At 67.2% G+C, this 21,627-nt stretch carries 19 protein-coding genes; 6 read left to right on the top strand and 13 right to left on the bottom strand.

Going from position 1 to position 21,627, the window contains the following annotated elements:
* Nucleotides 1–33: 33 nt before the first annotated feature.
* From AC1DWT_RS28210 to AC1DWT_RS28225, 4 genes are all read right to left on the bottom strand, one after another.
* Nucleotides 34–837: an SDR family NAD(P)-dependent oxidoreductase gene (locus tag AC1DWT_RS28210; RefSeq protein ID WP_072942912.1), complete on the bottom strand. Its 804-nt coding sequence runs from the start codon at nt 835–837 to the stop codon at nt 34–36.
* Nucleotides 838–910: 73 nt separating this feature from the next.
* Nucleotides 911–3,484 carry a branched-chain amino acid ABC transporter ATP-binding protein/permease gene (locus AC1DWT_RS28215; protein WP_477923200.1) on the bottom strand — a complete coding sequence of 858 codons (2,574 nt, stop codon included), beginning with the start codon at nt 3,482–3,484 and terminating at the stop codon, nt 911–913.
* Between the two features lie 5 nt (nt 3,485–3,489).
* The gene (locus tag AC1DWT_RS28220; RefSeq protein ID WP_072942908.1) at nt 3,490–4,359 is read right to left on the bottom strand and encodes a branched-chain amino acid ABC transporter permease; all 870 of its coding nucleotides are present in this window, start codon (nt 4,357–4,359) and stop codon (nt 3,490–3,492) included.
* A 104-nt stretch (nt 4,360–4,463) separates the two neighbouring features.
* Nucleotides 4,464–6,398: an oxidoreductase gene (locus tag AC1DWT_RS28225; protein ID WP_095863270.1), complete on the bottom strand. Its 1,935-nt coding sequence runs from the start codon at nt 6,396–6,398 to the stop codon at nt 4,464–4,466.
* Between the two features lie 105 nt (nt 6,399–6,503).
* On the opposite strand from AC1DWT_RS28225, the gene AC1DWT_RS28230 reads away from it, so the two are divergent.
* The 6 genes from AC1DWT_RS28230 (at nt 6,504) to AC1DWT_RS28255 (ending at nt 12,924) form a co-directional block, all read left to right on the top strand.
* Complete coding sequence (locus AC1DWT_RS28230; protein WP_072942904.1) at nt 6,504–7,199, top strand: alpha/beta fold hydrolase; 696 nt, start codon at nt 6,504–6,506, stop codon at nt 7,197–7,199.
* 88 nt (nt 7,200–7,287) lie between these two features.
* Nucleotides 7,288–8,325, top strand: coding sequence for an ABC transporter substrate-binding protein (locus AC1DWT_RS28235; protein ID WP_095863269.1), 1,038 nt, complete (start codon nt 7,288–7,290; stop codon nt 8,323–8,325).
* Nucleotides 8,322–9,098 carry an SDR family NAD(P)-dependent oxidoreductase gene (locus AC1DWT_RS28240; protein ID WP_477923203.1) on the top strand — a complete coding sequence of 259 codons (777 nt, stop codon included), beginning with the start codon at nt 8,322–8,324 and terminating at the stop codon, nt 9,096–9,098. Before AC1DWT_RS28235 ends, AC1DWT_RS28240 begins: the two co-directional genes overlap by 4 nt.
* Nucleotides 9,099–9,247: 149 nt before the next feature.
* Nucleotides 9,248–10,414 (top strand): ABC transporter ATP-binding protein, encoded by a 1,167-nt coding sequence (locus tag AC1DWT_RS28245; RefSeq protein ID WP_095863267.1) that lies wholly within the window; start codon nt 9,248–9,250, stop codon nt 10,412–10,414.
* A complete protein-coding gene (locus AC1DWT_RS28250; protein WP_072942897.1) occupies nt 10,414–12,114 on the top strand; it encodes an ABC transporter permease in 1,701 nt (566 codons plus the stop codon). The genes AC1DWT_RS28245 and AC1DWT_RS28250 overlap by 1 nt, the downstream gene beginning before the upstream one ends.
* A gap of 45 nt (nt 12,115–12,159) precedes the next feature.
* On the top strand, nt 12,160–12,924 hold the full coding sequence (locus AC1DWT_RS28255) for an SDR family NAD(P)-dependent oxidoreductase (RefSeq protein WP_095863266.1): 765 nt from the start codon (nt 12,160–12,162) through the stop codon (nt 12,922–12,924).
* Between the two features lie 79 nt (nt 12,925–13,003).
* On the opposite strand, the gene AC1DWT_RS28260 is transcribed toward AC1DWT_RS28255, so the two are convergent.
* The 9 genes from AC1DWT_RS28260 to AC1DWT_RS28300 form a co-directional block, all read right to left on the bottom strand.
* Complete coding sequence (locus AC1DWT_RS28260) at nt 13,004–14,035, bottom strand: NADP-dependent oxidoreductase (RefSeq protein ID WP_477923206.1); 1,032 nt, start codon at nt 14,033–14,035, stop codon at nt 13,004–13,006.
* 39 nt (nt 14,036–14,074) lie between these two features.
* Nucleotides 14,075–15,076, bottom strand: coding sequence for an MBL fold metallo-hydrolase (locus AC1DWT_RS28265; RefSeq protein WP_095863264.1), 1,002 nt, complete (start codon nt 15,074–15,076; stop codon nt 14,075–14,077).
* An 11-nt stretch (nt 15,077–15,087) separates the two neighbouring features.
* Nucleotides 15,088–15,423, bottom strand: coding sequence for an EthD family reductase (locus AC1DWT_RS28270; protein ID WP_174705508.1), 336 nt, complete (start codon nt 15,421–15,423; stop codon nt 15,088–15,090).
* 74 nt (nt 15,424–15,497) lie between these two features.
* Nucleotides 15,498–16,106, bottom strand: coding sequence for a TetR/AcrR family transcriptional regulator (locus AC1DWT_RS28275; protein ID WP_083395629.1), 609 nt, complete (start codon nt 16,104–16,106; stop codon nt 15,498–15,500).
* Between the two features lie 87 nt (nt 16,107–16,193).
* Nucleotides 16,194–17,696, bottom strand: a complete 1,503-nt coding sequence (locus AC1DWT_RS28280; protein WP_072942888.1) for a class I adenylate-forming enzyme family protein — start codon at nt 17,694–17,696, stop codon at nt 16,194–16,196.
* Nucleotides 17,697–17,769: 73 nt separating this feature from the next.
* Entirely contained in the window at nt 17,770–18,804 is a 1,035-nt protein-coding gene (locus AC1DWT_RS28285) for an NAD(P)-dependent alcohol dehydrogenase (RefSeq protein WP_477923217.1), read from the bottom strand.
* A gap of 26 nt (nt 18,805–18,830) precedes the next feature.
* Nucleotides 18,831–19,592, bottom strand: a complete 762-nt coding sequence (locus AC1DWT_RS28290) for an SDR family NAD(P)-dependent oxidoreductase (protein WP_095863262.1) — start codon at nt 19,590–19,592, stop codon at nt 18,831–18,833.
* A 35-nt stretch (nt 19,593–19,627) separates the two neighbouring features.
* Entirely contained in the window at nt 19,628–20,389 is a 762-nt protein-coding gene (locus AC1DWT_RS28295) for an SDR family NAD(P)-dependent oxidoreductase (RefSeq protein ID WP_072942883.1), read from the bottom strand.
* Nucleotides 20,386–21,588, bottom strand: a complete 1,203-nt coding sequence (locus tag AC1DWT_RS28300) for an acyl-CoA dehydrogenase family protein (protein ID WP_072942881.1) — start codon at nt 21,586–21,588, stop codon at nt 20,386–20,388. Before AC1DWT_RS28300 ends, AC1DWT_RS28295 begins: the two co-directional genes overlap by 4 nt.
* Nucleotides 21,589–21,627: the final 39 nt, after the last annotated feature.

Below are 21,627 nucleotides of genomic sequence, written 5' to 3' on the forward strand. Positions count from 1 at the left end.
GGGGCGGGACACAGTTGTCGGTGGGGGTGGAGCTCAGACGGTGAATCGCCCACGGTTGCTGAGCAACACCGCACCGACGACGTTCCTGGCCTGTTCCGAGGCGAGGAACAGCACGTTGTCCGCGATCTCGTCCGGTGTCGCGTACGGCACCGGTGTGTTGTTGACCCACTGCATTTTCAGTTCTTCCGGTGTGCGAGCGGACATGCCGGTCTCCGTCGGTCCGGGAGCGACGAGGTTGAGCCGGATGCCGAAGGCCACGACCTCCTTGGCGACGGCCTGGCAGAAAGCATGGACGGCCGCTTTGGACGCCGCGTAGTGCGGGTACCCCGTCAAGGTGTCGAATGCCGAGGACGAGCCGATCACGACGATCGCGCCACCTTTCGGCTTCATTTCCCGCACTGCGGAGCGCACCACGTGAAATGTTCCGTCCAGGTTGACCGACATCACACGACGCCACCGTGCATCGGTGAGGTTCGCCGTCAGGTCGATCGGGGTGCCGGCGGCAGTCGCCTCCGTGATGATCTTCTTGGACTCAGGGTCGTCCACACCGGCGGCGTGCACGACGACGTCGAGCCGGCCCTCGGCGGCGACGACCTCCGCCATGGCGGCGTCGACGGCCGCCGGGTCCGAGACATCGACCACTCGGACGATCGTCTTCGGATCGTCGCCGTACCGACGGCGCAGCTCGTCGACCACGATGTCGACCACGTAGACGCGGGCAGCACCCTCGTCGACGAGCTGCGCGACAACGGCTGCTCCGATTCCTGATCCGCCTCCGGTTACCAGGGCTACTGCGCCGTCGAATCTGCCGTGTCCTGCCGTCCGAGACTTGTTCATCTTCTCCGTTCTCCTTTTCTCCGAGCCTGATCGATCCGGACGGCGATTCAGCTTCGCGGAACGCCCACGGCCGTCACGGCTTTGGTACGAACACTTCCCCGATGTGCGCGGGGATCTCGGTACCGAAGTACGCCGCCTCCGCGATCTGACCGAATCCCGGCGTGCCGCTGTTGCCGCGCGCGACGACCTCACCTTGACGGAGAACAACGATCTCACTGCAGGATTCGAGCGCGCGGGCGAGGGACTGGTCGAGCAGGATGGTCGTGATGCCGCGACGCGCCAGAGCATTGACCTGCGAGTAGACCTCGTCGACCATGGCCGGGGACAGACCCAGCGCAGGTTCGTCGAGGATCAGAACCTCGGGGTCGGCCATCAGCGCACGGGCGATGGCGACCAGTTGTTGTTCGCCGCCGGACAGCGAGCCTGCCGGGATGTTCATGCGGGTGCGGACACGTTCGGGGAGTCCGTGCTGCAACTCTTCGAGCCGAGTGCGCAACCGGCGGCCGGAGATTCCTGCGGCGTACGCCGYGACCTCGAGGTTCTCGCGCACCGACAGGGTGCGGAACAAGGCACGCCCCTCGGGAACCAGGCTGAGCCGCAGCGCATCTGTGCCAGTGACCGTCCGGGTGCCGCCGGTCGAGTGCAGGTCGCCGTGCAGGATCCGGCCCAGGGTGCTCTTGCCGGCGCCGTTCGCGCCCACGATGCCGAGGATGCCGCCCGCGTGGACGTCGAGATCGATGCCGGACAACGCACGTACACCCGCGTAGTGGTGCTCGACCCCCCGCACGGAGATCAACGGCGTCGCCGCTCGGTCGATGTCGGGTGCGATCAGTGTGGTGTCGATGTTTCCGAGATACGAGTCGCGGACCGTTTGGTTCTGGAGAACGGTATCCGGGGTTCCATCGGCGATCAGCTCACCGAAGTCGAACGCCACCACCCGATCCGCGACGGCGAACAGATCGTCGAGGACGTGGTCGATGATGACCACCGAGGTACCGGAATCCGAGAGCCGGCGGATGTGTTCTGCGAGGGTCCGACGTTCGTCCGCGTCGAGGCCACCGAACGGCTCGTCGAGAACCATCAATCGCGGGTTGTCGGCCAGCGCCGCGACCGCACGGGCCAGATCGACCCGCTTCTGCAGCCCGAACGGCAGTTCTCCGGGGAGTCGGTGCACGTGGTCGGCCAACCCGACACTTGCGAGTACCTGCAACGCAGAGTCGCGATCGGCACGGCGCTCCCAACGGTTGACGACACTGACATTCTCGAGAACGGTCAGTTCCGCGAAAAGTTCGGCATGCTGAAATGTCCGGCCGAGGCCGAGCGAACGTCGACGAGTCGCCCGCACGCCGTTCAGCGGTCGGCCACCGAGTTCCATCGTCCCCTCGAGTTCACCGCCACCGATCAGGCCACACAGGGCGTTGACGAACGTGGTCTTGCCGGCCCCGTTCGGCCCGATGATCGCGAGCACCTCACCCGCACCGACGCGGAGATCGATATCGTGCACGGCCTGAAGACCACCGAATCGGACACCGAGTGCCTCCGTCCTCAGCACGGCCGCCTCGGCGGCATCGGCCCGCAGGTTCGCGCCCGATCCCGCAGTGTCGACGAGATCGGGTCCCGAGAGGGACGGCGCCGGGCGGCCGAGTGCCCGGGTGACCGGGACGAATCGGCGCAACAGCTTCCCGGCCGTCGGGACGATTCCATCGGCGAGAAACAGCAGGGTGAGAATCAGGACACCCCCGATCAGGTAGGGCTGGTCGATCGACAGGGACGACGCCAAGGTCGGTGCGGACGCCAGGAACGCGCCGCCGAGAACGGCACCGATCACACTGCCGGTCCCGCCGAGGACGGTCGCGGCAATCAGGTTGACCGCGAACACCATCGAGAAGCCCTCCGGGCTGATGAAGCCCGACAGCAAGGCGAGTAGCACACCGGACAGGCCCGCGACACCCGCACTGATCGCGAAGCCGAGGCTCGACTGCAATTCGGGAGCGATACCGATCGACCTGCCCGCCAGGGGGTGCGTCTTGGCGGCGACCATACGCATACGGATGGTCGTGCGGCGCAGGAACACCGACACCGCGATCGCGAGACCGAGAATTCCGACGGCCAGGTAGGTGACTTCGTCGGACGACGGAACGAGGTCGCCGAGCGCGGTCTCGAACGTCTCGACCGGCACTCCCTGGTCGCCGCCGGTGACGCTCTTCCACGCACCGATGATCTCGAGGATCACCAAGGTGAACGCCAACGTCAGAAGGGCGACGTACAGCACGGAGAAGCGGGAGCCGGCGAAACCGAGGAAGCCTCCCAGCAGTGCGCACAAGACAACGGCGACAACGGAGGTGAAGGCAAGTCCCCAACCGTGACTGCTGCCGTAGGCGGTTGCATACGCGCCGATCGCAACCATTGCGGGGTGCCCGATCGACCAGATACCCGTCCACCCGGCGAGCAGCGAGATGGACAGGACGATCAGTCCGTACACGGCAGCGAGTCCGACCGTGTACATCTGGTAGCCCGGTACGAGTCCGGAAGACAGCACCACCAGCGTGAGGAGCGCGGCAGCCGGGCCTCCGAGGAGCTGACCGGCGCTGTACAGCCGCTGGGCGGTGCGTCCGGTGGGCTGGGCCGAGATGTCTTTTGTGACCATGGATATCAGACCCTCTCGAAGGTTTGGCGGCCGAAGATGCCCTGGGGACGAATGAGCAGCACGAGCACCGCCACACAGAAGACGAACGTGTCGCGGAAGCTGGCGGAGATATAGGCTGCAGCGAGGTTGTCCAGGACACCGATGATGAGCCCACCGATGACGGCGCCGTACATGCTGGTGAGGCCACCGAGCAGGATGCCTGCGAAAGCACGGAACAACACGGGGGCGAGGATCACCGGCGACACCCCGGTTTTCGGGGCGTACAGGAAGACTCCCAGCACCGCCAGCGCCATGCCGAGAGCCCAGGCGGTCCGCGCGACCTTGTGCGCGTTGATGCCCATGATCTCGGCGGTCTCGGCAGATTCGGCGACCGCGCGCATCGCAGATCCGAGCGGCGTACGCGTGAAGAGGTACGCAATGGCCGACACGGCCAGCGCGGCGAGGACGATCGTGGCGATGTCCTGCAGCATCAGATTCGAGTTGCCGATCGAGATCGTGCCGTCGATGAGCTGCGGGAAGCGTCGCGGCTGCTCTCCCCAGTACTGGCCGATCAGATGCTCGACAATGATCGACAAGCCCATCGTGACGACGAGCGCGGCGAAGAGCTTTCCCTGCCCCAGTGGACGGATCAGCGCTTCCCGCACCACGACTCCGCTGAGGGCTCCGAAAACGACCGCGACGACCAGTGCGACGACGATGCCCACGCCGGCCCCGTATGCACTGAGAGCAACATAGATGGCGAGAGTGGACAGCGATGCCATTGCGAAATTCATGACGTCGGTCGATCGGAAGATGATGACCAATCCGAGTCCGATGAGACCGTACACGGCACCGTTGGCGATGCCGGTGGTCAAGGTGATGAACAACTGATCCACGATGCCTCCGAGGGCGGCCGATTCGAATTGAGTTGACTTCAGTTCAGTAACCTAAGGGACCGCGAGTGTGAGCGCAACCACACCGCTGCCCCCGTGAGTACTTGTTAACCGCCGGCGGTTAACAAGTACTCACGGGCGACAGCATGGCCTTCGGCGACGGCGTGTGCGACCTTGCGTGGGACGAGCGCATCGCCGATGACGTGTACGCGTGGGTTGTCGGGCGCGAGGAGCGACCAGTCGGCCGAGCGCCGCTCGCCGGCGACGACGACCCGGTCGGCGTGGAGGCGGGTCCTCGCCCCCGACAGCGTGCTCTCGAACTCGACCGAGCCGTCGGAGACCGAGACGATCGACGACAGCACGCGCACGTCGACCGGTTGGCCCGACAGCCGGCGCAGATACTGCACGCGCCCCTCTGCGGGAAGGCCCGACGCGAAGGCCGCGGCCGGCGTCAGGACCGTCACGAGGTCGGCGCCGGCGGCGAGTGCGGCTTCGACCGAACTCGCCGCGGGCCAGAGCCCGAATCCGTCGTCGACCACGACGACATGGCCGGCGCCGCGCAGGGGCTCCCCTCCCCCGGCCAGTGCCTGCGACGTGAGCAGCGACGTCGTTCCTGCCGCTTCACGGGGCAGCGTCTCCTCGGCCCCGACCGCCAGGACCACGTCGTCGAAGCCCTCCAGCTCGGCGGCACTCACCCGGTGGCCCAGCCGGATCGTCACCCCCGACAGGTTGTCGGAGTAGTAGTCGAGGAGGCGACGCCAGCCGCTGCGGTGTGGTGCGCCCGCGGCAATCGCGAGCTGGCCCCCGATCCGGTCGCGACCGTCGAAGAGGGTGACGTCGTGGTCGGGTCCGAGCCGCGTCGCGCACTCGAGCCCGGCCGGGCCCGCACCGACGACGGCGATCCGGCGCCGGTCCGTGGACCGGCGCGTCGGGCCGAGGGTCAGCGGGTACGCCGGGCGTGCGGACTCGCCCGGCGGAGCGAGTTCCGGATTGACCGAGCAGAGCAGGACCGGGTCGAACGCCCGGCAGTCCTCGTTGCAGGACACACACGGGCGGATCGAGGATTCCCGGCCGGTCAGCATCTTCCGCGGGAAGTGCGGGTCCGCGATCAGCGGTCGTGCCACGCCGACGAGGTCGGCACCCGACCGCAGGGCGGTGTCGATGGACGCACCGGTGCGGAAGGACTGTGACACGAGCAGCGGTGTCGCGGTGGCCGCGCGCAGCCGTCCGACCGCATCGAGCAGCGGCGGGTCGGTGACGGCCATGTCCCGGACGTAGGTGGTGCGGACGCCGACAGTGACGTTGACGTAGTCGAAGCCGGAGAGGTACGGAAGGAGCTCACACAGCCCGTCCATGCCGAGGCCGGCTTCTTCGCCCCCTTCTGCGGAGACGCGCACACCGAGGACGAGACCGGGACACGCGTCGCGGACCGCGGCCGCGATGCGGTCGAGGATCCGCACCCGCTGCGAGACCGTCGTGGCGTCGGGGCCGAAGTTGGTGACCGGCGAGAGGAACTGCGCCAGCAGGTATCCGTGGGCTGCGTGCAGTTCGACGACGGGGAATCCGGCGGACCACGCGTGAACAGCGGATGTGCGGAAGGCGTCGACGATCCCGTCGACTTCGGCGGGCCCGAGTGCGCGGGGACGCGTCGGTTCGCGAGGCGAGCGGACGACGGTCGGCCCCACGGGATGGCTCCACAGTTCGGCGCCGAGCGTTTCACGACCGAGGTGGACCAGTTGGCACGCCGCCACGGCCCCCTCCTCCGTGATCGCCCGTGCCCGGGCCTCGAGGCCTGCGACGATTTCCGGACGCCAGGCCTCGGTGATGTTGCCGTTGCGGTTGGCCGAGTTCGGTGACACCACGGTGCCGCCGACGATCAGCATCGCGGCCCCGCCCGCTGCCCGGCGGCGCCAGTAGTCTGCGTCGCCGGGCGACGGGACACCGCCGGCGACCGCTCCCGAGGCGTGCGCCGTCCCGACGAGTCGGTTCGCCAACCGAAGCGGGCCGAGCTGCAGCGGCCGAGCAGCACGTGGAGACGTCATGAATGCTCCTAACTGAACTGGATTCACTTCACGCTAGCAGGTGATTGACATCACACGGTAACTTCTTTAGATTCAAACTGATATCAGTTCAATTTGAGGGGAATCATGTCGTTCGTTCTCATCCATGGCGCAGGAATGGGCGCCTCCTGCTGGGACCCACTCCTGCCGTTGCTCGAAGGCGACACTCTCGCAGTCGATCTCCCCGGACGGGGTAGACGCCGGTCCGCCGACCCGCGGTCCGTCACCCTCGCCGACTGCACCGCGGCCGTCGTCGAGGATGTGGAGGCGGCGAACCTCGAGGACATCGTTCTGGTCGCACATTCATTCGCCGGAGTGACGGCCACGCCGGCCATGCCGGCGCTCGCGGGCCGACTGCGGCACGTCGTCTTCCTCTCCGCCGTCGTCCCGGCCGACGGCACGCGAGTGCTCGACCAGATCGACCCGGACGTCCGCGCCACAGTGGAAGAGTCGGTACAAGGCGGTGTCTATCGCCAGGATCCCGGGGGCGCCACAGCGATGCTCTGCAACGACATGGACGCCGAGCAGACCGGCTGGATGATCGACCAGCTGGTCGACGACTCCGCCGCGTTACTCACCGAGTCCGTCGATCTGTCCGGCCTTCGGGCCGACATACCCCGCACATACGTACGGTTGACGAAGGACGCCTGCTATCCGCCCGAACTGCAGGAGCGATCGGCCGCCGTCGTCGGCGGCGATACCGTCTTTCTCGAATCCGGCCACATGGCCATGGTGACGATTCCCGATCAGGTCGCCGCGCTGCTTCACAGGCTCTCGTCGTAGGCCGTCGCCGCGCATTCAATCCCTCGCTCCGCAAAACAAATACACGGTTTCGCATCCGGCGAACCGATTCCGGAAGGACGTTCATGCCATGAGAAGTGTGCCGATAAAGCTGATGGCGGTCGCGGTGGTCGCCGCGTTCGCTTCCGCCGCCTGCGGATCCGGCGGGTCCGGTGTCAGTCAACCAGTGTCGGGGACGTGGGACGACGTCGTCGCGGCAGCCAAGAGCGAAGGCAGCGTACTGCTGTACTCGAGCCAGAATCCCGCCAATCTCGAGGCGCTCAAAGTGGCGTTCGAGCAGGAGTATCCCGAGATCTCCCTCGAATACGTCCGGGGAACGGACGCCGACATCAACCCGAAGGTCGAGGTCGAGAATCAGACGAAACGCGGCACGGCCGACGTCCACATGCTCACCGACTCCGCCTGGATCGAGACGGCCGCGGAGTCGGGCACGTACTCGGCCGACCTCGTCGGCCCGGCGTTCGACGCGCCGGAGTACGAACCACAGAAGAGCATCATCTCCGACAAGTTCTTCCTGACCAGCGCGGCGGTGTTCTCCCTCGGATGGAACACGACAGCACTTCCCGGCGGTCTGCAGAAGCCGGAAGACCTCCTCGACCCGGCGTTGAAGGGCAAGATCGGCATCGTCAACCCGTCCGGTATCGCCTCCTATGTCGACTTCTACCGCTTCTTCGAAAAGAACTTCGGCCCCGGCTATCTCCAGAAACTCGCCGAACTGAAACCGCGCATCTACCCGAGCGCGCTGGGAGTCGCCCAGGCCTTGACGTCCGGCGAGATCGTCGCCACCCCGGTGGTGCAACCCCTGGTGCGGGAGAAGGAATCGGGTGCGCCCGTCGACTGGGCTCTGCCCACGCCGCCGTGGGGAACACCCTGGTTCACGCATGCCCTGTCCGCGGCGCCGCACCCGAATGCGGCTCAGGTACTGGCGAACTTCATGGTCACCCCGGCCGGCCAGAAGGCGCTGTCGCTCGGCTATGCGAGCGCCCTTCCCGGCATCGAAGGCAGCGTCGCGCGGGCCCAGGACATCGCACTGCCCAACCCGTCCGATCTGACGCCCGAATCGCTCACCGAATACCAGGCCGACTGGGAAAAGCGATTCATCCAGTGACTTCAGACGATGTGCGACTGCGTGACACCTGCGCTCTCGTCACCGGTGCGGCACGAGGAATCGGCGCCGCGACCGCGGAACTCTTCCATGCGCACGGCGCGACGGTGTACCTGTGCGACGTCGACGACGACCTGGGCAACAGTGTCGCGGCGAAACTCGGTGCGAGAGCCCATTATCGGCATCTGGACGTGACCGACGAAGCTGACTGGTCACGGGTGACCGCCGAGATGGCGGACCGCGGCCACCCGCTGCGTATTCTCGTCAACTCGGCCGGCGCCGCGTCCAAGGCGTCGATCATGGACACCTCGCTCGCCGAGTTGCGACGCATGATCGATCTCAACCTGGTGGGCACGTTCCTCGGACTGCAGGCCGCGGGCGCCGCGATGACCGCAGGCGGGTCGGTGGTCAACCTGTCCTCGCTGCGCGGTGTCCTCGCGACCGCCGAACTCGGTGCGTACGGCGCGTCGAAGTTCGGCGTTCGCGCCCTGACCCGCGTTGCGGCGCTGGAGTTCGCGGAGAAGAACATCCGGGTCAACGCGGTGTGCCCGGGCAGTATCGACACGGCCATCACCGCGGGCGCAGGTTTCGCCGACGACGACATGGATGCGTATGTGAAAAGCATTCCGATGCAGCGCCGGGGTCTGCCGCTCGAGGTGGCGAAGGCCATCCTGTTCCTCGCGGGCGACGAGAGCAGCTACGTCACCGGCACCGACCTCATGATCGACGGTGGAACGTCGGCGGGCGCCAGGACTCCCAAGCTCTCGTCGTCGTGACGGCCCGGCCGGGCAACTCCTTGCCCGCCGGGCTTCCCACCGCTACGCTGAAATGAACTGAATTCATTTTATCTCCGACCGGCGCTCCGAACCCGGGAGCCGGACGGACGCCCTCCAAGACAAACCACTCGCAACCAAGCAGGTGCCAGGTGACATCGCAATTCAGGGTTTCCAACCTGACCAAGACCTTCGGGTCCAACACCATCGTCGACCAGCTCGACCTCGACATCGAGGACGGTGAATTCCTCGTCCTGCTCGGCCCGAGCGGTTGTGGGAAGACGACCACGCTCCGCTGCATCGCCGGCCTCGAGACACCCGAGGGCGGGTCGATCACGTTCAAGGACCACACCGTCTTCGACGCATCGGCCCGGATCAATGTTCCGGCGTACAAACGCAACATCGGCATGGTCTTCCAGTCCTACGCGCTGTGGCCGAACATGACGGTGCGGGAGAACATCCGGTACCCGTTGAAGGTCCGCCGGATGAAGAGCGCCATGGCGTCCGGCCAGGTCGAAACCGCTGCGGGAATGGTGGACTGCGGGGCCCTGCTCGACCGGTATCCCTCCCAGCTCAGCGGTGGGCAGCAACAGCGGGTGGCGGTGGCGCGCGGATTGGTCGCACAACCCGACCTGGTGCTGTTCGACGAACCCCTGAGCAATCTCGATGCGCGACTGCGCGATCAGGTGCGGTCCCAGATCCATCAGCTCCACCAACGTCTCGGCTTCACAGCCGTCTTCGTCACCCACGATCAGGCCGAGGCGTTCGCGCTCGGAGACCGGCTCGCCATCATGAAGGCGGGCAAGATCGAGCAGTACGACACCCCGGAGCGGGTCTACGAGACGCCGTCCTCCGACTATGTCGCCGCCTTCATCGGCATGGCCAACCGACTCGAGCTCGTCCGGCGGCACGAGGGCTGGACGACGCGCGCGGGCACCCCGGTAGATCTCGATGCGGCCGGCATCCAGGGCGGACACATCGGCGGCGACGCGGCCCTGGGAAGAATGCGCCCCGACGACCTCGCACTGCACCGTTCGCTCGACGAGGTCGCCCCGGGCGATGTCGGCCTGACCGGTGAACTCGTCACCTCCGAGTACGGCGGCCGCTACTTCGACGTGACGGTCGACGCCGGCGGTGAGCGGTTGTACCTGCGCGCGGATGCGGGACGGCACGGGTCCTGGCTGCGCGGCGCCGCCACGGGATCTCCTCTGGTGGTCAGCTTCTCCCCCAGCGCACTACGGGTGTTCCCGCACCCCGACGGGCACGTCGATCTGCACGCTCCCGAGCTCGCTCGGGCCGCAGCCCGATCGGAGGCATGATGGCTACCGTCGCCGTGAGCCGTAGCGCGCGGCCGCTCGTCGTCAGCGCGGTGTGGCGGACCCGGCTCGGGTACGGCGCGCTGCTGGCGTTTCTCGCGTACCTCGTCGTGCTCCCGCTGTTCCGGCTGCAGTCGCTGGCGTTCCAAGACGGCGCTCGCGGATATCAGGCCCAGTACGGGCGGTACGACATCGGTCAGACCATCCGGACGACCATCGCCCTCGCCGTCACGTCGCTCGCCATCGCGATGGTGCTGGGAACGGTGCTCGCGTTCGCGGCCACCAGGCTGCCACGCCGGCTGAGCTTTCTCCGGATCGTCCCCATCCTGCCTATCGTGATGCCCGCGGTTGCCAACGTGGTCGGGTGGGCATTCCTCCTCTCTCCGGGGCCGGGGTACCTGAACGCACTCCTGCGCAAGCTTCCCTGGTGGAACACCGTGGATTCCGGACCGATCGACGTCTACAGCACGCCGTGGATCATCATTCTCACCGGTTTCGGACTCACGTCGTTCGTATACCTGTTCGTGAGCGCGGGAATGCAGAACATCAGTTCGGAGCACCTCGAGGCCGCACAGATCAGCGGTTCGTCGACGCTCGGGGTGTTCTTTCGCGTCGTGCTTCCGCTGCTCCGCCCGTCCCTGGTGTACGGCGGCGGAATCGCGCTGCTTCTCGGACTGGGCCAGTTCACGGGGCCGCTCCTGCTGGGGCAGAACGCGGGTGTGAAGGTGCTCACCACCGAAATGTACCGCCGTGTGTCGGAGTCGCCTGCGGATTTCGCGGCCGCGGCGGCCGCGGGGTCACCGCTCGTCATCTTCGGAATCGTTGTCGTGCTCGCGCAGAAGATGCTTCTCGGCAATCAGAAGCGCTTCGTCACCCACGGCGGAAAAGCGTTCGCACCGAACACCGGTCGCTCGGTCTGGGCCGCCGCCGCGATCTCCGTGTACGCGATTCTCGCACTCGTCGTTCCGCTGATCGGGCTCGCCATCGTGGCGGTGTCTCCGTACTGGTCGGAATCGCTGTCCTGGAATCTGTTCACGCTCGACAACTTCCGGGCACTCTTCCAGACGGCGAGCATCGTCGACTCGGTGTTCACCAGTCTTCTCACCTCCGTCGTCGCAGTGGCGATCTGCGTGCCGATCGGCTATCTCACCGCCACTCTGCTCGTGCGAGGCCGCAAGCACCGGGTCCTGGGGACCATCGGTGACGTGATCACGGCTCTCCCCCTGGGCATTCCGGCGGTGATCTTCGGTGTCGGGTTCTTGCTGACCTACACGCAGCCTCCGCTGATCCTCTACGGCACCAAAGCGGTCATCATCCTCGTGTACGTCGTGCTCATGGTGCCGTTCTCCACCCGGATGCAGATGACGGCGATGCTGTCGCTCGGGGAGACCTACGCCGAGGCCTCGGCGACCAGTGGCGCGAGCCCGTTCGTCACCAATCTCCGGGTGATCCTGCCGCTGATGAGACCGACCGTGCTCAGTGCCGTCGCCTTGATGTTCATCCTGCTGACCCACGAGTTCGCCGCCTCGCTGCTCGTCCGTGCCGCCACGACACAGGTGATGGGCACGCTGCTGTTCGACCTGTGGGAGAACGGTTCGTACCCGCTGGTGGCGGCGATGGCGCTGCTCATGACGGCCGTGACCAGCATCGGCGTCGTGTTCGCGATGCTCGTCGGTGGCCGGAACGTGTTGAGCAACCTGTGATATCGGTATGTCCTGCCCGATCCGAACGAATGACGAGGAGTACAGATGAGTGTGGGACCTGACCGGCTTCGCGACAAGGTCGTCCTGCTGACGGGTGCGACCGGTGGAATCGGCGTCGAGATAGTCCGCAGGCTTGCCGACGAAGGCGCCCACGTCGTCGTCACCGATCTCGACGAATCGGCCTGCCACGACCTGCTCCGCACTCTCGCCCAGCCCGAGCGACATGCCGCGCACGCCCTGGACGTCTCCTCCGAGGAGCAGTGGGAGGCGGTCGTCGCGGCAGTCGAGGGAAAGTTCGGCGCTGTGCACGCCCTGGTCAACAACGCTGCCATCGGCAGTGTCGCAACAGCCGAGGACGAAACCCGAGCGCACTGGGATCGTGTGATCGGGATCGGCCAGACCGGCACGTGGCTGGGCATGAAACATGCCGGCCCCCTGATCGAACGCAGCGGCGGCGGTTCCATCGTGAACATGTGCTCGATCCTGGGAACCGTGGGTGGCCTGGGCAACAGTGTCGCCTATGCGGCCGCCAAGGGCGCCGTCCGCACGATGACGAAGAACGCTGCCCTGCACTGGGCGAAAGCGGGCGTGCGGGTCAACTCGCTGCACCCGGGATTCATCGCGACGCCACCGCTGCTCGAACGGTGGGAGGGCACCGAGCGTCACCGCGAGATGCTCGCCGGCACGCCGATGGGCCGGCTCGGGCGCGGTGAGGAGATCGCGGCCGCGGTCGCCTTCCTCGCCGGCGACGACTCCACCTTCATCACGGGATCGGAGATCTACGCCGACGGCGGGTGGACGGCTGCCTGAACCCCGGCACACGAACATGGCCTCCGCGCGATGCGGAGGCCATGTTTGCTGTGGCCAGGTTTGCTGTGTGGCTGGGTCGTCACCGCAGACGGGACAGCGTCTTTCCCACGGTGCGGCCGCGCAGCATCGCAACGATCGCGTCCGGCGCCGACTCGAGACCGTCGAACACGGTCTCCTCGGCCACGAGCCGCCCGTCGCGGAGATAGGCCCCGACCTCGGCTCGCATGTCGCCGAGCAGGTGGTCGTAGGCACCGGCCCGGAAACCCTTCACCGTGAGGCTCTTCGACACGATCTGAAAGAGGTTGTCCGGACCTGCTGCCGCCGTCTCGGCGTCGTAGGACGCGACGGCGCCGGCCATGGCCACTCGGCCTCCCGGCCGAAGGCGATGCAGGGCGGCCCCGAGATGCGTTCCGCCCACGTTATCGAAATACAGATCGATGCCGTCGGGTGCCGCACTGTCGAGGGCCCGCGTCAGGTCCGGCGTGTGGTAATCGAACGCGGCATCGAGATTCAGTTCTTCCAGCAGGAACCGGACCTTTTCGGTGGATCCCGTGCTGCCGACCACGTAGTGACCTCGGAGCTTGGCAATCTGGGCGGCGAGGCTGCCGACCGCTCCGGCCGCCGACGAGATCCACACGACGTCTCCGCCTGCGAGTTCACCGATGCAGTGCAATCCCACGTACGCGGTGAGCCCGGCGCTGCCCAGCGCTCCGAGATATGCCTGCGGCGGGTGCTCGCCGATGTCGAGTCGCGTCACACCACCGGCCCCGGCGAGGGTGTCACCGTCCTGCCGGATCACGGCGAACTCACGAAAACCGTTGATGTGCAGCACCGTGTCGCCCGGCGCGAAGCCGGGGGCACGGGACCGGAGCACCTCCCCGACGGCCAACCCGGTCAGCGTCTCCCCGATGCGGAACGGCGGCAGGTAGCCGGCGGGGCCGGTGGGGCCGAGTCGCATCCTGACGGACGGGTCGATCGACGACCACGAGTTGCGCACGAGAATGTCACCGGGCCCGAGTTCTTCGGGAACCGTCACCACGTCGAGGCGGAAGTCCGACGGTCGAACCCTCCCCTGGGGATGGTGTGCCAGTGTGAGCTCACGACTCTGCACGGGAATCCTTTCCACTCAGACCACGGAGACGACGTCGACTCAGACGACGGAGAAGACGTCGTGGCCGTCTCGTTTTCGGACGGTGAGCCGGCCGCGGTCGACCAGGGTGTCGAGGTGCGCGAGGGTCTCACAGGTGGCGATCATCTGATTGAACGGGTCGAGCGTGGTGAACGGCCTTTCGCGACGAGTCCACGTGACCACGTGTGCCACGGCGGTCGCGGTCCCCTGCCCGAGAGAGATCAGCGCGTTGCGCATGGCATCGAATCGCTGGTCGTGGTGCGCGAGAAGCTCTTCTACTCGACGGTGCACGCTCGGTGTCGGATCTCCGTGTGCCGGCAGAAGTTGCGAATCGGGGCGGTCGAGCAACCGGGACAGCGAGTCGAGGTAGCGCCCCAGCGGCAGGTCCCACTCGCCCAACTCGAAGCCGATCGACGGCGTGATCGAGGGCAGGACATGGTCGCCGCTGAACAGCAGCCCCTGATCCACGTCGTGAAACACCATGTGTCCCTTGGTGTGGCCCGGGGTGTGCACGACGTCGAGGGCGTGCCGGCCGATCGGAAGTGGACCCGCGGCGAGCCAGTGGTCGGGTTCTTCCCAGTCCGCGGGGTAGAACGGTTCCGCGGCGGTCAGGGCCTCGACGGTGTCTGCCAGGACGGGGGCTCCCGCGCGGCGGAGTTCGTTCAGCGAATCCGTCGGAACGTTGCTGCCGAGGGCGCCGACCGCTGCCAGACCGTCCGCCTCCGCGACTCCGAGGTGGACGCGTGAACCGTGACGGCGGCGGAGTTCGACGGCGAACGTGTAGTGGTCGCGGTGCACGTGGGTGACGTAGATGTCGTGAATCTGCTCGGTGCCGTGGCCGATCCGGAGCAGTGCCCGCTCCATCTCCTCGAACGTCGTGCCGACTCGCCAGCCACCGTCGACGAGGGCCAGACCGTCCGGGGTCTCGAGGGCGTAGACGTTCACGGCCCCGAGACCGTCACCGGGCATCTGGAGGGGTATTCGATGCACACCGGGCGCCACCTCGTAGCAGCCCGGCTCCATCCACCCCGCCCTCATGATGTTGCGCTGTCCACTTCGACCATCGTCTTCTCCTCGCCCATGACGAGGATGCGCTTTCCGCGCATCTTGCCGACGTTCTCCACTGCGGCTTGCCATTCCGGGCTGGCCAGCGCGGCGTCGAGGTCCTCGCGGGAGTCGAAGCTCAGGATCGACACACCGTCCCACTCCCGGGACCTGTCGTCCATCGCGTCCAGCACTTCGGTGTGCTGCCAGCGTCGCAGGCCGGGAAGCGGATAGGTCACGTCGGCGTGCTCACCGCGCCACCACTGGATGAACTGCTCGTGGCTCCAGTCGTGCGGACGGGCGGCCAGGACGATCAAGTTGTACATCATCTCTCCATTACTGACATGAATTAGGTTCAATTATCGAGGGTGTGCAAAAGCCACTCTCCGATCTCCGCGGGTCACGCGCGGACGATACGCAGAGTGGCGTCGCGAACGTGCCGGTTGAGCTGGTCGAGTGTCATGTCGCCGTCGGGCCGGTACCAGCGCCACACGCTGACGACGAGTCCGAGGACGAGCCGGGCCATCAAACGCGCATCGGCATCGGCGAAGGCCCCGGCGCCCATCCCCTTCGCGATGAGGAGAGACCATGCCTCTTCGATCGAATTCACCAGCGCCCGTGACGTCTGGCGCTCGGCTTCTTCTTTCTCGGACTGACGGGGCGTGGCCAGCAGATCCATGTGGCTCTGGAGGATCCGACGCTGCAGGGCGTCGCGGGGGGTCGCTTCCAGGGCGCTGGTGATGGCGGCGCTCAACGCCTCGACCGGGTCGTCGATGCCCTCGATCGCGGTCGTGAATCGCTCGAGCGACTGCGCCAGTTCGAGACGCATGATCGTCAGCAGGCAGTGTGCCTTGGATTCGAAGTAGTGGTAGAGCGCGGTCTGGCCGATACCGACCTCGTCGGCGATCGACGCCCACTTCGTGTGCTCGAAGCCCACTTCCCCGAAGCGCTCGATTGCGGCCGTAAGGATGAGCCCGCGCTTGGAACGCGGACCATCGCGGAGCGTCATGGCTTCTACGGACACGGGATCCCCATCCATTTGTCGTCGGGTCGGTATCGGTAAGACTACCTGAACTGAGGTCAGGTCGGGTGGAGATCAGGTGGTCTCGCTACCGGCGAGCAGGCGTGTTGCGAGGTCCACCGCATCCGGTCGAGACAGTTTGCCGACCCGGTTCTGCGGCAGATCGTCGATCGTGAATACGAACTCCGGCCACTTGAACTTGGGGAAGTCGATGTCACCGAGGTGCGCAACCACCTCACCGAGGGTAATTGCTGCACCCGTGCTCACGACGAGGGCCGCGGCGCGTTCACCGAGCAGTTCGTCCGGCACCGGTACCACGCACACCTGGGACACGGTCGGGATGCGAGCGATGGCGGCTTCGACCTCGTTGATGTCGATGTTGCGGCCCCCGCGGATGATGATCTGCTTCTGCCGCCCCATCACCCGGATGCTCCCGTCGTCCGCGATCTCGACGAGGTCGCCGGTGGGCAGGAACCCGTCCGCGGTGAGTCCGGGCGGCGCGGGAACCCCGGCTCGGGCATAACCGACGAAGAGGGAGGGCCCATTGACCTGAGCGTCGCCCACCCGCCCCGGTGGCAGCGGAGCGCCGTGCTCGTCGACGGCTCGGACAACGGTGCCGGGGAACGGCCTGCCGTCCCGTCCGAGGCGTATGTCCGGCGCGTCCGACGGCAGCGGGGTGGTGTGCCCGAGGCACTCGGACATCCCGAACACCCGCAGGAACGTCGTCCCGAGAATCTGCTCGGCGCGACCGAGCGCACCGGCGTCCATCGGGCCGCCGCCCACGGTCATCGCCCGCAGCGAGGTCAGCGCGCCCGCCGCGTCGGGCGCGACAGCCAGCTGAAGCGCCATGGTCGGGACGAGCATCGTCCAGGCAACCTGGTGTTTCCTGACCACCTCGAGGGCGGTTGCAGGCTTCCAGCCGTCCATGCAGACCATCGGCGCGGCGAGCATCGTGGGGAGGTAGAGACCGAAGCAGAATGCGGCCACCGACGACAGCGGAACGAACGCGGCGACCGGGTCTCCGGGTTCGAGGCCGACGGCGTCGATCGTGCAGCGGCAGGCGTAACGGATCGCGGATTCCGACTGCACGACGCACTTGGGGTGTCCGGTGGACCCGGACGTCATCGCGATCGCGATTCCGCCGTTCCACCGTGCGACGTCGCTGACCGGTGTCCGCGACCAGCGCATCGACCAGCCGTCCAGCGCGGTCGCCTCTTCGCTGAAGTGGTCGTCCGACGCGCCCCAGTGCGCAAGGGACCCGGGGTCGGCGATCACCACGTCGGGTGCGATGTCGTGCAGGGCCACGGCGAACTCCGACGGGGTGGCGTGCCTGCTGAACACTGCGACGACGCCGCCTCGCAGACCGACGGCGAGTGCGGCAGTCAGCGTCCGCCAGCTGTTGTCCGCTTGGACGAGCACGGTGGGCGAACCCCCGCGAGCGGTGTCCAGAAGTGCGGCAAGTTCTGTCGCCGCCGCGGCGATGCGCGCGGCGGTGTACTCGCCCGAGGCGTCGACGACCACGATCTCATCGGGCGAATTCTTTGCGCGAGCAACGAATTCGCGAGCCAACTCCCACATCCCGCAATCCTCCTGTTCAGCGAACCACTGTCATTCTCGGTCATCATGCGCGGTATTGCGCAGACGTCGTCGGTCACGGCACGAGGACGGCGCGCCCGCGAATCGCTCCGCGGCGCAGCCGGTCGTACACGTCGACGGCGTCGTCCAATCGGTAAGACGTCGATTCGACGCTCAGCAGACCTCGTTGCGCGAGATCGACCACCGCCTCGAGGTCGGCGCGGGTTCCCCAGAACGGGGCGCTGACCTGCCAGCCGCCCGGCAGTCCGAGGTCCTTGCCGACCGTGAGCCGGCCGCCCCCGCTGCCCACGGTCACCAGGCGGCCACCGGGGCCGAGCAACTGCGCCGCCGATTCCATCGTGGCCGGTGATCCCACGAAATCGAACACCACGTCGGCGAAGCGAGGCTCTGTGCCGGAATCGGCCACCTCGCACACCGCCCGGTCCGCCCCCAACCGGAGGGCGAGGTCGCGCGAGTCCTCGCGTGGATCGACCGCGATGATCGTGCCGGCGCCGAGAGCGCGAAGGATCTGGACAGCGAGATGGCCCAGCCCCCCGACACCGACCACGACGGTGACCGAGTGGCCGTCGACGAGGTCCCGGTTCGTTCGGATCGCGTGGTAGGCGGTCAGGGCGGCATCGGCGAGCGGGGCGGCACTCTCGGGAGCGAGCCCCCGGGTGCGCACCACGAACCGTTCCGAGGGAACGATCATGGCCTCGGCGAGGCCGCCGTCGTGTCCGAGACCGTTGCCGATCGCCGCGAGCCTGCCGTCCGCCCGCGGACGCAGGTCGTGACAGTAGTTCTCCCGGCCCCGCCTGCAGTTGCGGCACTCCCCGCAGGACCACACACCGTGGACCACCACGGACTCGCCGATCCACGACCTGTCGGCGTCCGGTCCCGCGCCGACCACGGTTCCGGCCACCTCGTGCCCGAGTGTGAGCGGGAGCGGGTAGTCGAACGCACCTGCGGGTGCGTCCATGACGTGCAGGTCGGATCGGCAGAGCCCGGCGGCCCGGACCTCGATCAGCAGTTCGGCGCCCCGCGGTTCGGGGACTGGGACGCGCTGGACCTCCACCGGTTGGCCCCAGGTGGTCAGGCGCACTGCACGCATCATCTCGATGTCCATGGTCCTGTCGCCTACCTGGCTGCCCAGCCGCCGTCGACGACGAGCGTCTGTCCGGTGACATACGAAGAAGCATCCGATGCGAGGAACAGCACGGCGCCGTCCACCTCGCCCGCCCGGCCACCGCGGCCGAGCATCGTATTGCGGCGCACCCAGTCGGCCGAGCGCTGGTTGCCGAACAGTCCGTCCGTCATTTCGGTATCGAACCACCCGGGCACGACGGCGTTGACACGGGCGCCCCGCCTGCCCCACTGACCCGCCAACTCGCGGGTCAGCCCGAGAATGCCCGCCTTCGACGCCGCGTAGCTCGCACCGCCGATGGGAGCGGTGGACACCAGACCGATCACCGACGAGATGTTGATGATCGAGATCCCCGCGCCCTCCGGAACGGTCGACGTGGCATACGTGGCCAGATGGAAACCCGCCGCGAGGTTGACGTCGAGGATCGACGAGAACCCGTCGGCGGTTTCGTCCTCCGCGTTCGGAGGTCCGGGCTTGCCGGCATTGTTGACCAGGACGTCGACGTGGCCGGTTCGCTCGCGGGCGCGGTCGACGAGGCGGCGGCGGTCGGCGTCGACGGTGATGTCGCATTCGACCGGGACCACGGTGTCGACCTCCGCTGCCAGTGCCTCGAGCCGATCGATGCGGCGGGCGGCCGCGTAGACGGTGGCGCCTGCCGCGGCCAGCGTCCGCGCGAATCCCATCCCCAGTCCGGACGACGCACCCGTGACGACGGCGACGCGACCGCTCAGCTGGAACAGCTCGGGTACCTGCATGTGGTTGGCTCCTACTCCTGTTCGTGGCACGCGCGTCAGTAGACGGCGGTGCGTCCGCCGTCTACCGGGATCACGGCCCCTGTTGTGTAGCCGGCACGGTCCCCGGCCAGATGCACGACGAGGCCGGCGATTTCATCCGGATGCCCCAGCCGTCCGGCGGGCAGCCGGTCGACGATCTTGCCGACGAACTCGTCGTCCCAGTCGGCCGCCATGTCGGTCGCGAATCCGCCCGGCATGATGCAGTTCACCCGCACCCGGGGCGCGTATTCCTGCGCGAACGCCATCGTCAGCGCGTTGAGGCCGTTCTTCGACGCCGCATACATCGCCTCGGGCGGGCTGGGCCGCACCGCGCCGATGCTCGAGATGTTGATGATCGAACCGCCTCCGGCCGCGCTCATCCTGGCGCCGGCCACCGCCATCAGCCGGAACGGTCCCTTGAGGTTGACTTCGATCGTCTTGTCGAAGAGCGACTCGGACACCGACTCCAGTGTCGGTGACAGGGGTGCGATGCCGGCGTTGTTCACGACGACGTCGAGCTTCCCGAATCGGGTGACGATGTGGTCGACCGCGGTTTCGATCGCGTCCCACTTCCCGACGTGCAGTGCGAGCGGTTCGGCGATTCCACCGGTGTCCCGGACGATCGCACGGGCCGCGGAGACGCACGCCTCCTCCTTGCGGCTCGACACGATCACGGTGGCTCCCGCGGCGGCAAGGCCGCCGGCGATGGCGTATCCGAGCCCGCGGGTCGCGCCCGTGACCAGTGCGACCTTGCCCGTCAACTCCTGTGTCGTGTTCATGCGTACTTCTTCAGTTCGAGGCGCGCGATCGTGCGCAGATGGACTTCGTTCGGGCCGTCGGCGATCTGCAGTGCCCGGGTGATCGCGTACAGCCGGGCCAGGATCGTGTCGTCACTCACGCCCGCGGCGCCGTGCGCCTGGACGGCGTGGTCGACCACTCGATGCGCAACCTCCATCGCCGCCACCTTGATCGCGGCGACCTCCGAGCGGGCCGCGGCATTGCCGCGGGTGTCCATCAGCCACGACGACTGCAGAACCAGCAGCCGGATCTGGTCGATCTCCATCCGGCTCCGCGCAATCCACTCACGCACCACACCGCGATCGGCGAGGGGTCCCCCGAACGCGGTGCGCTGCAGGACCCGTCGGCACATCAGCTCGAGGGCGCGTTCGGCCATGCCGATCGCCCGCATCGCGTAGTGCATGCGCCCCGGCCCGAGTCGGCCCTGCGCGATCGCGAACCCGTCGCCCTCGGCGCCGAGCATGTGGTCGGCGGGCACCCGCACGTCCGTGAACTGGACCTCGCCGTGGCCGAGCCGGTCCCGGTAGCCGAACATCGGCAGATCGCGGAGCACCTCGATGCCGGGAGCATCCGCCGGCACCAGGATCATGCTCTGCTGCCGGTACGTCGGGGCGTCGGAATCGGACTTGCCCATGAAGATGACGAGCTTGCAGTCGGGATCGAGAATGCCCGAGGTGTACCACTTCCGGCCGTTCAGGACGTACTCGTCGCCGTCGCGGCGGATGGTCGAGGTGATGTTGGTGGCGTCCGAACTCGCCACCTCCGGTTCCGTCATCGCGAACGCCGACCTGATCGTGCAGTCCAGGAGCGGYGCGAGCCAGCGTGACTGCTGCTGCGGGGTGCCGTACATGGCGAGGATTTCCATGTTGCCGGTGTCGGGTGCCGAGCAGTTGATCGCTTCGTTGCCGATCACCGATCGTCCGACCATCTCGGCAAGAGGGGCGTACTCGAGGTTGGTGAGCCCGGCGCCCCATTCGCCGTGCGTCATGAAGAGGTTCCACAGTCCGAGTTCCCGTGCCTTCGCCTGCAGGTCCAGCATGACCTTCGGCTGTTCGTGCGGGTTGTCGTTCGACCTGATCTGCTCGTCGTACACGGCCTCGGCCGGATAGACGTGCTCTTCCATGAAGGTCCGCAGTTGCTCGAGCAGTCGCTCGGTGCGTGCGGAGTATCCGAAGTCCACGTGTCGTCCTTTCTGTTCCTGTCAGCGCCTCGAGCGGTG

It is taken from the genome of Rhodococcus sp. P4_B6, assembly GCF_056402215.1.

Coding starts and splice junctions, on each gene's coding strand:
- AC1DWT_RS28210 (WP_072942912.1), bottom strand. CDS start 837: ATGAACAAGTCTCGGACGGCAGGACACGGCAGATTCGACGGCGCAGTA.
- AC1DWT_RS28225 (WP_095863270.1), bottom strand. CDS start 6,398: ATGACGTCTCCACGTGCTGCTCGGCCGCTGCAGCTCGGCCCGCTTCGG.
- AC1DWT_RS28230 (WP_072942904.1), top strand. CDS start 6,504: ATGTCGTTCGTTCTCATCCATGGCGCAGGAATGGGCGCCTCCTGCTGG.
- AC1DWT_RS28235 (WP_095863269.1), top strand. CDS start 7,288: ATGAGAAGTGTGCCGATAAAGCTGATGGCGGTCGCGGTGGTCGCCGCG.
- AC1DWT_RS28250 (WP_072942897.1), top strand. CDS start 10,414: ATGGCTACCGTCGCCGTGAGCCGTAGCGCGCGGCCGCTCGTCGTCAGC.
- AC1DWT_RS28255 (WP_095863266.1), top strand. CDS start 12,160: ATGAGTGTGGGACCTGACCGGCTTCGCGACAAGGTCGTCCTGCTGACG.
- AC1DWT_RS28265 (WP_095863264.1), bottom strand. CDS start 15,076: ATGGAGCCGGGCTGCTACGAGGTGGCGCCCGGTGTGCATCGAATACCC.
- AC1DWT_RS28270 (WP_174705508.1), bottom strand. CDS start 15,423: ATGTACAACTTGATCGTCCTGGCCGCCCGTCCGCACGACTGGAGCCAC.
- AC1DWT_RS28275 (WP_083395629.1), bottom strand. CDS start 16,106: ATGACGCTCCGCGATGGTCCGCGTTCCAAGCGCGGGCTCATCCTTACG.
- AC1DWT_RS28280 (WP_072942888.1), bottom strand. CDS start 17,696: ATGTGGGAGTTGGCTCGCGAATTCGTTGCTCGCGCAAAGAATTCGCCC.
- AC1DWT_RS28285 (WP_477923217.1), bottom strand. CDS start 18,804: ATGCGTGCAGTGCGCCTGACCACCTGGGGCCAACCGGTGGAGGTCCAG.
- AC1DWT_RS28290 (WP_095863262.1), bottom strand. CDS start 19,592: ATGCAGGTACCCGAGCTGTTCCAGCTGAGCGGTCGCGTCGCCGTCGTC.
- AC1DWT_RS28295 (WP_072942883.1), bottom strand. CDS start 20,389: ATGAACACGACACAGGAGTTGACGGGCAAGGTCGCACTGGTCACGGGC.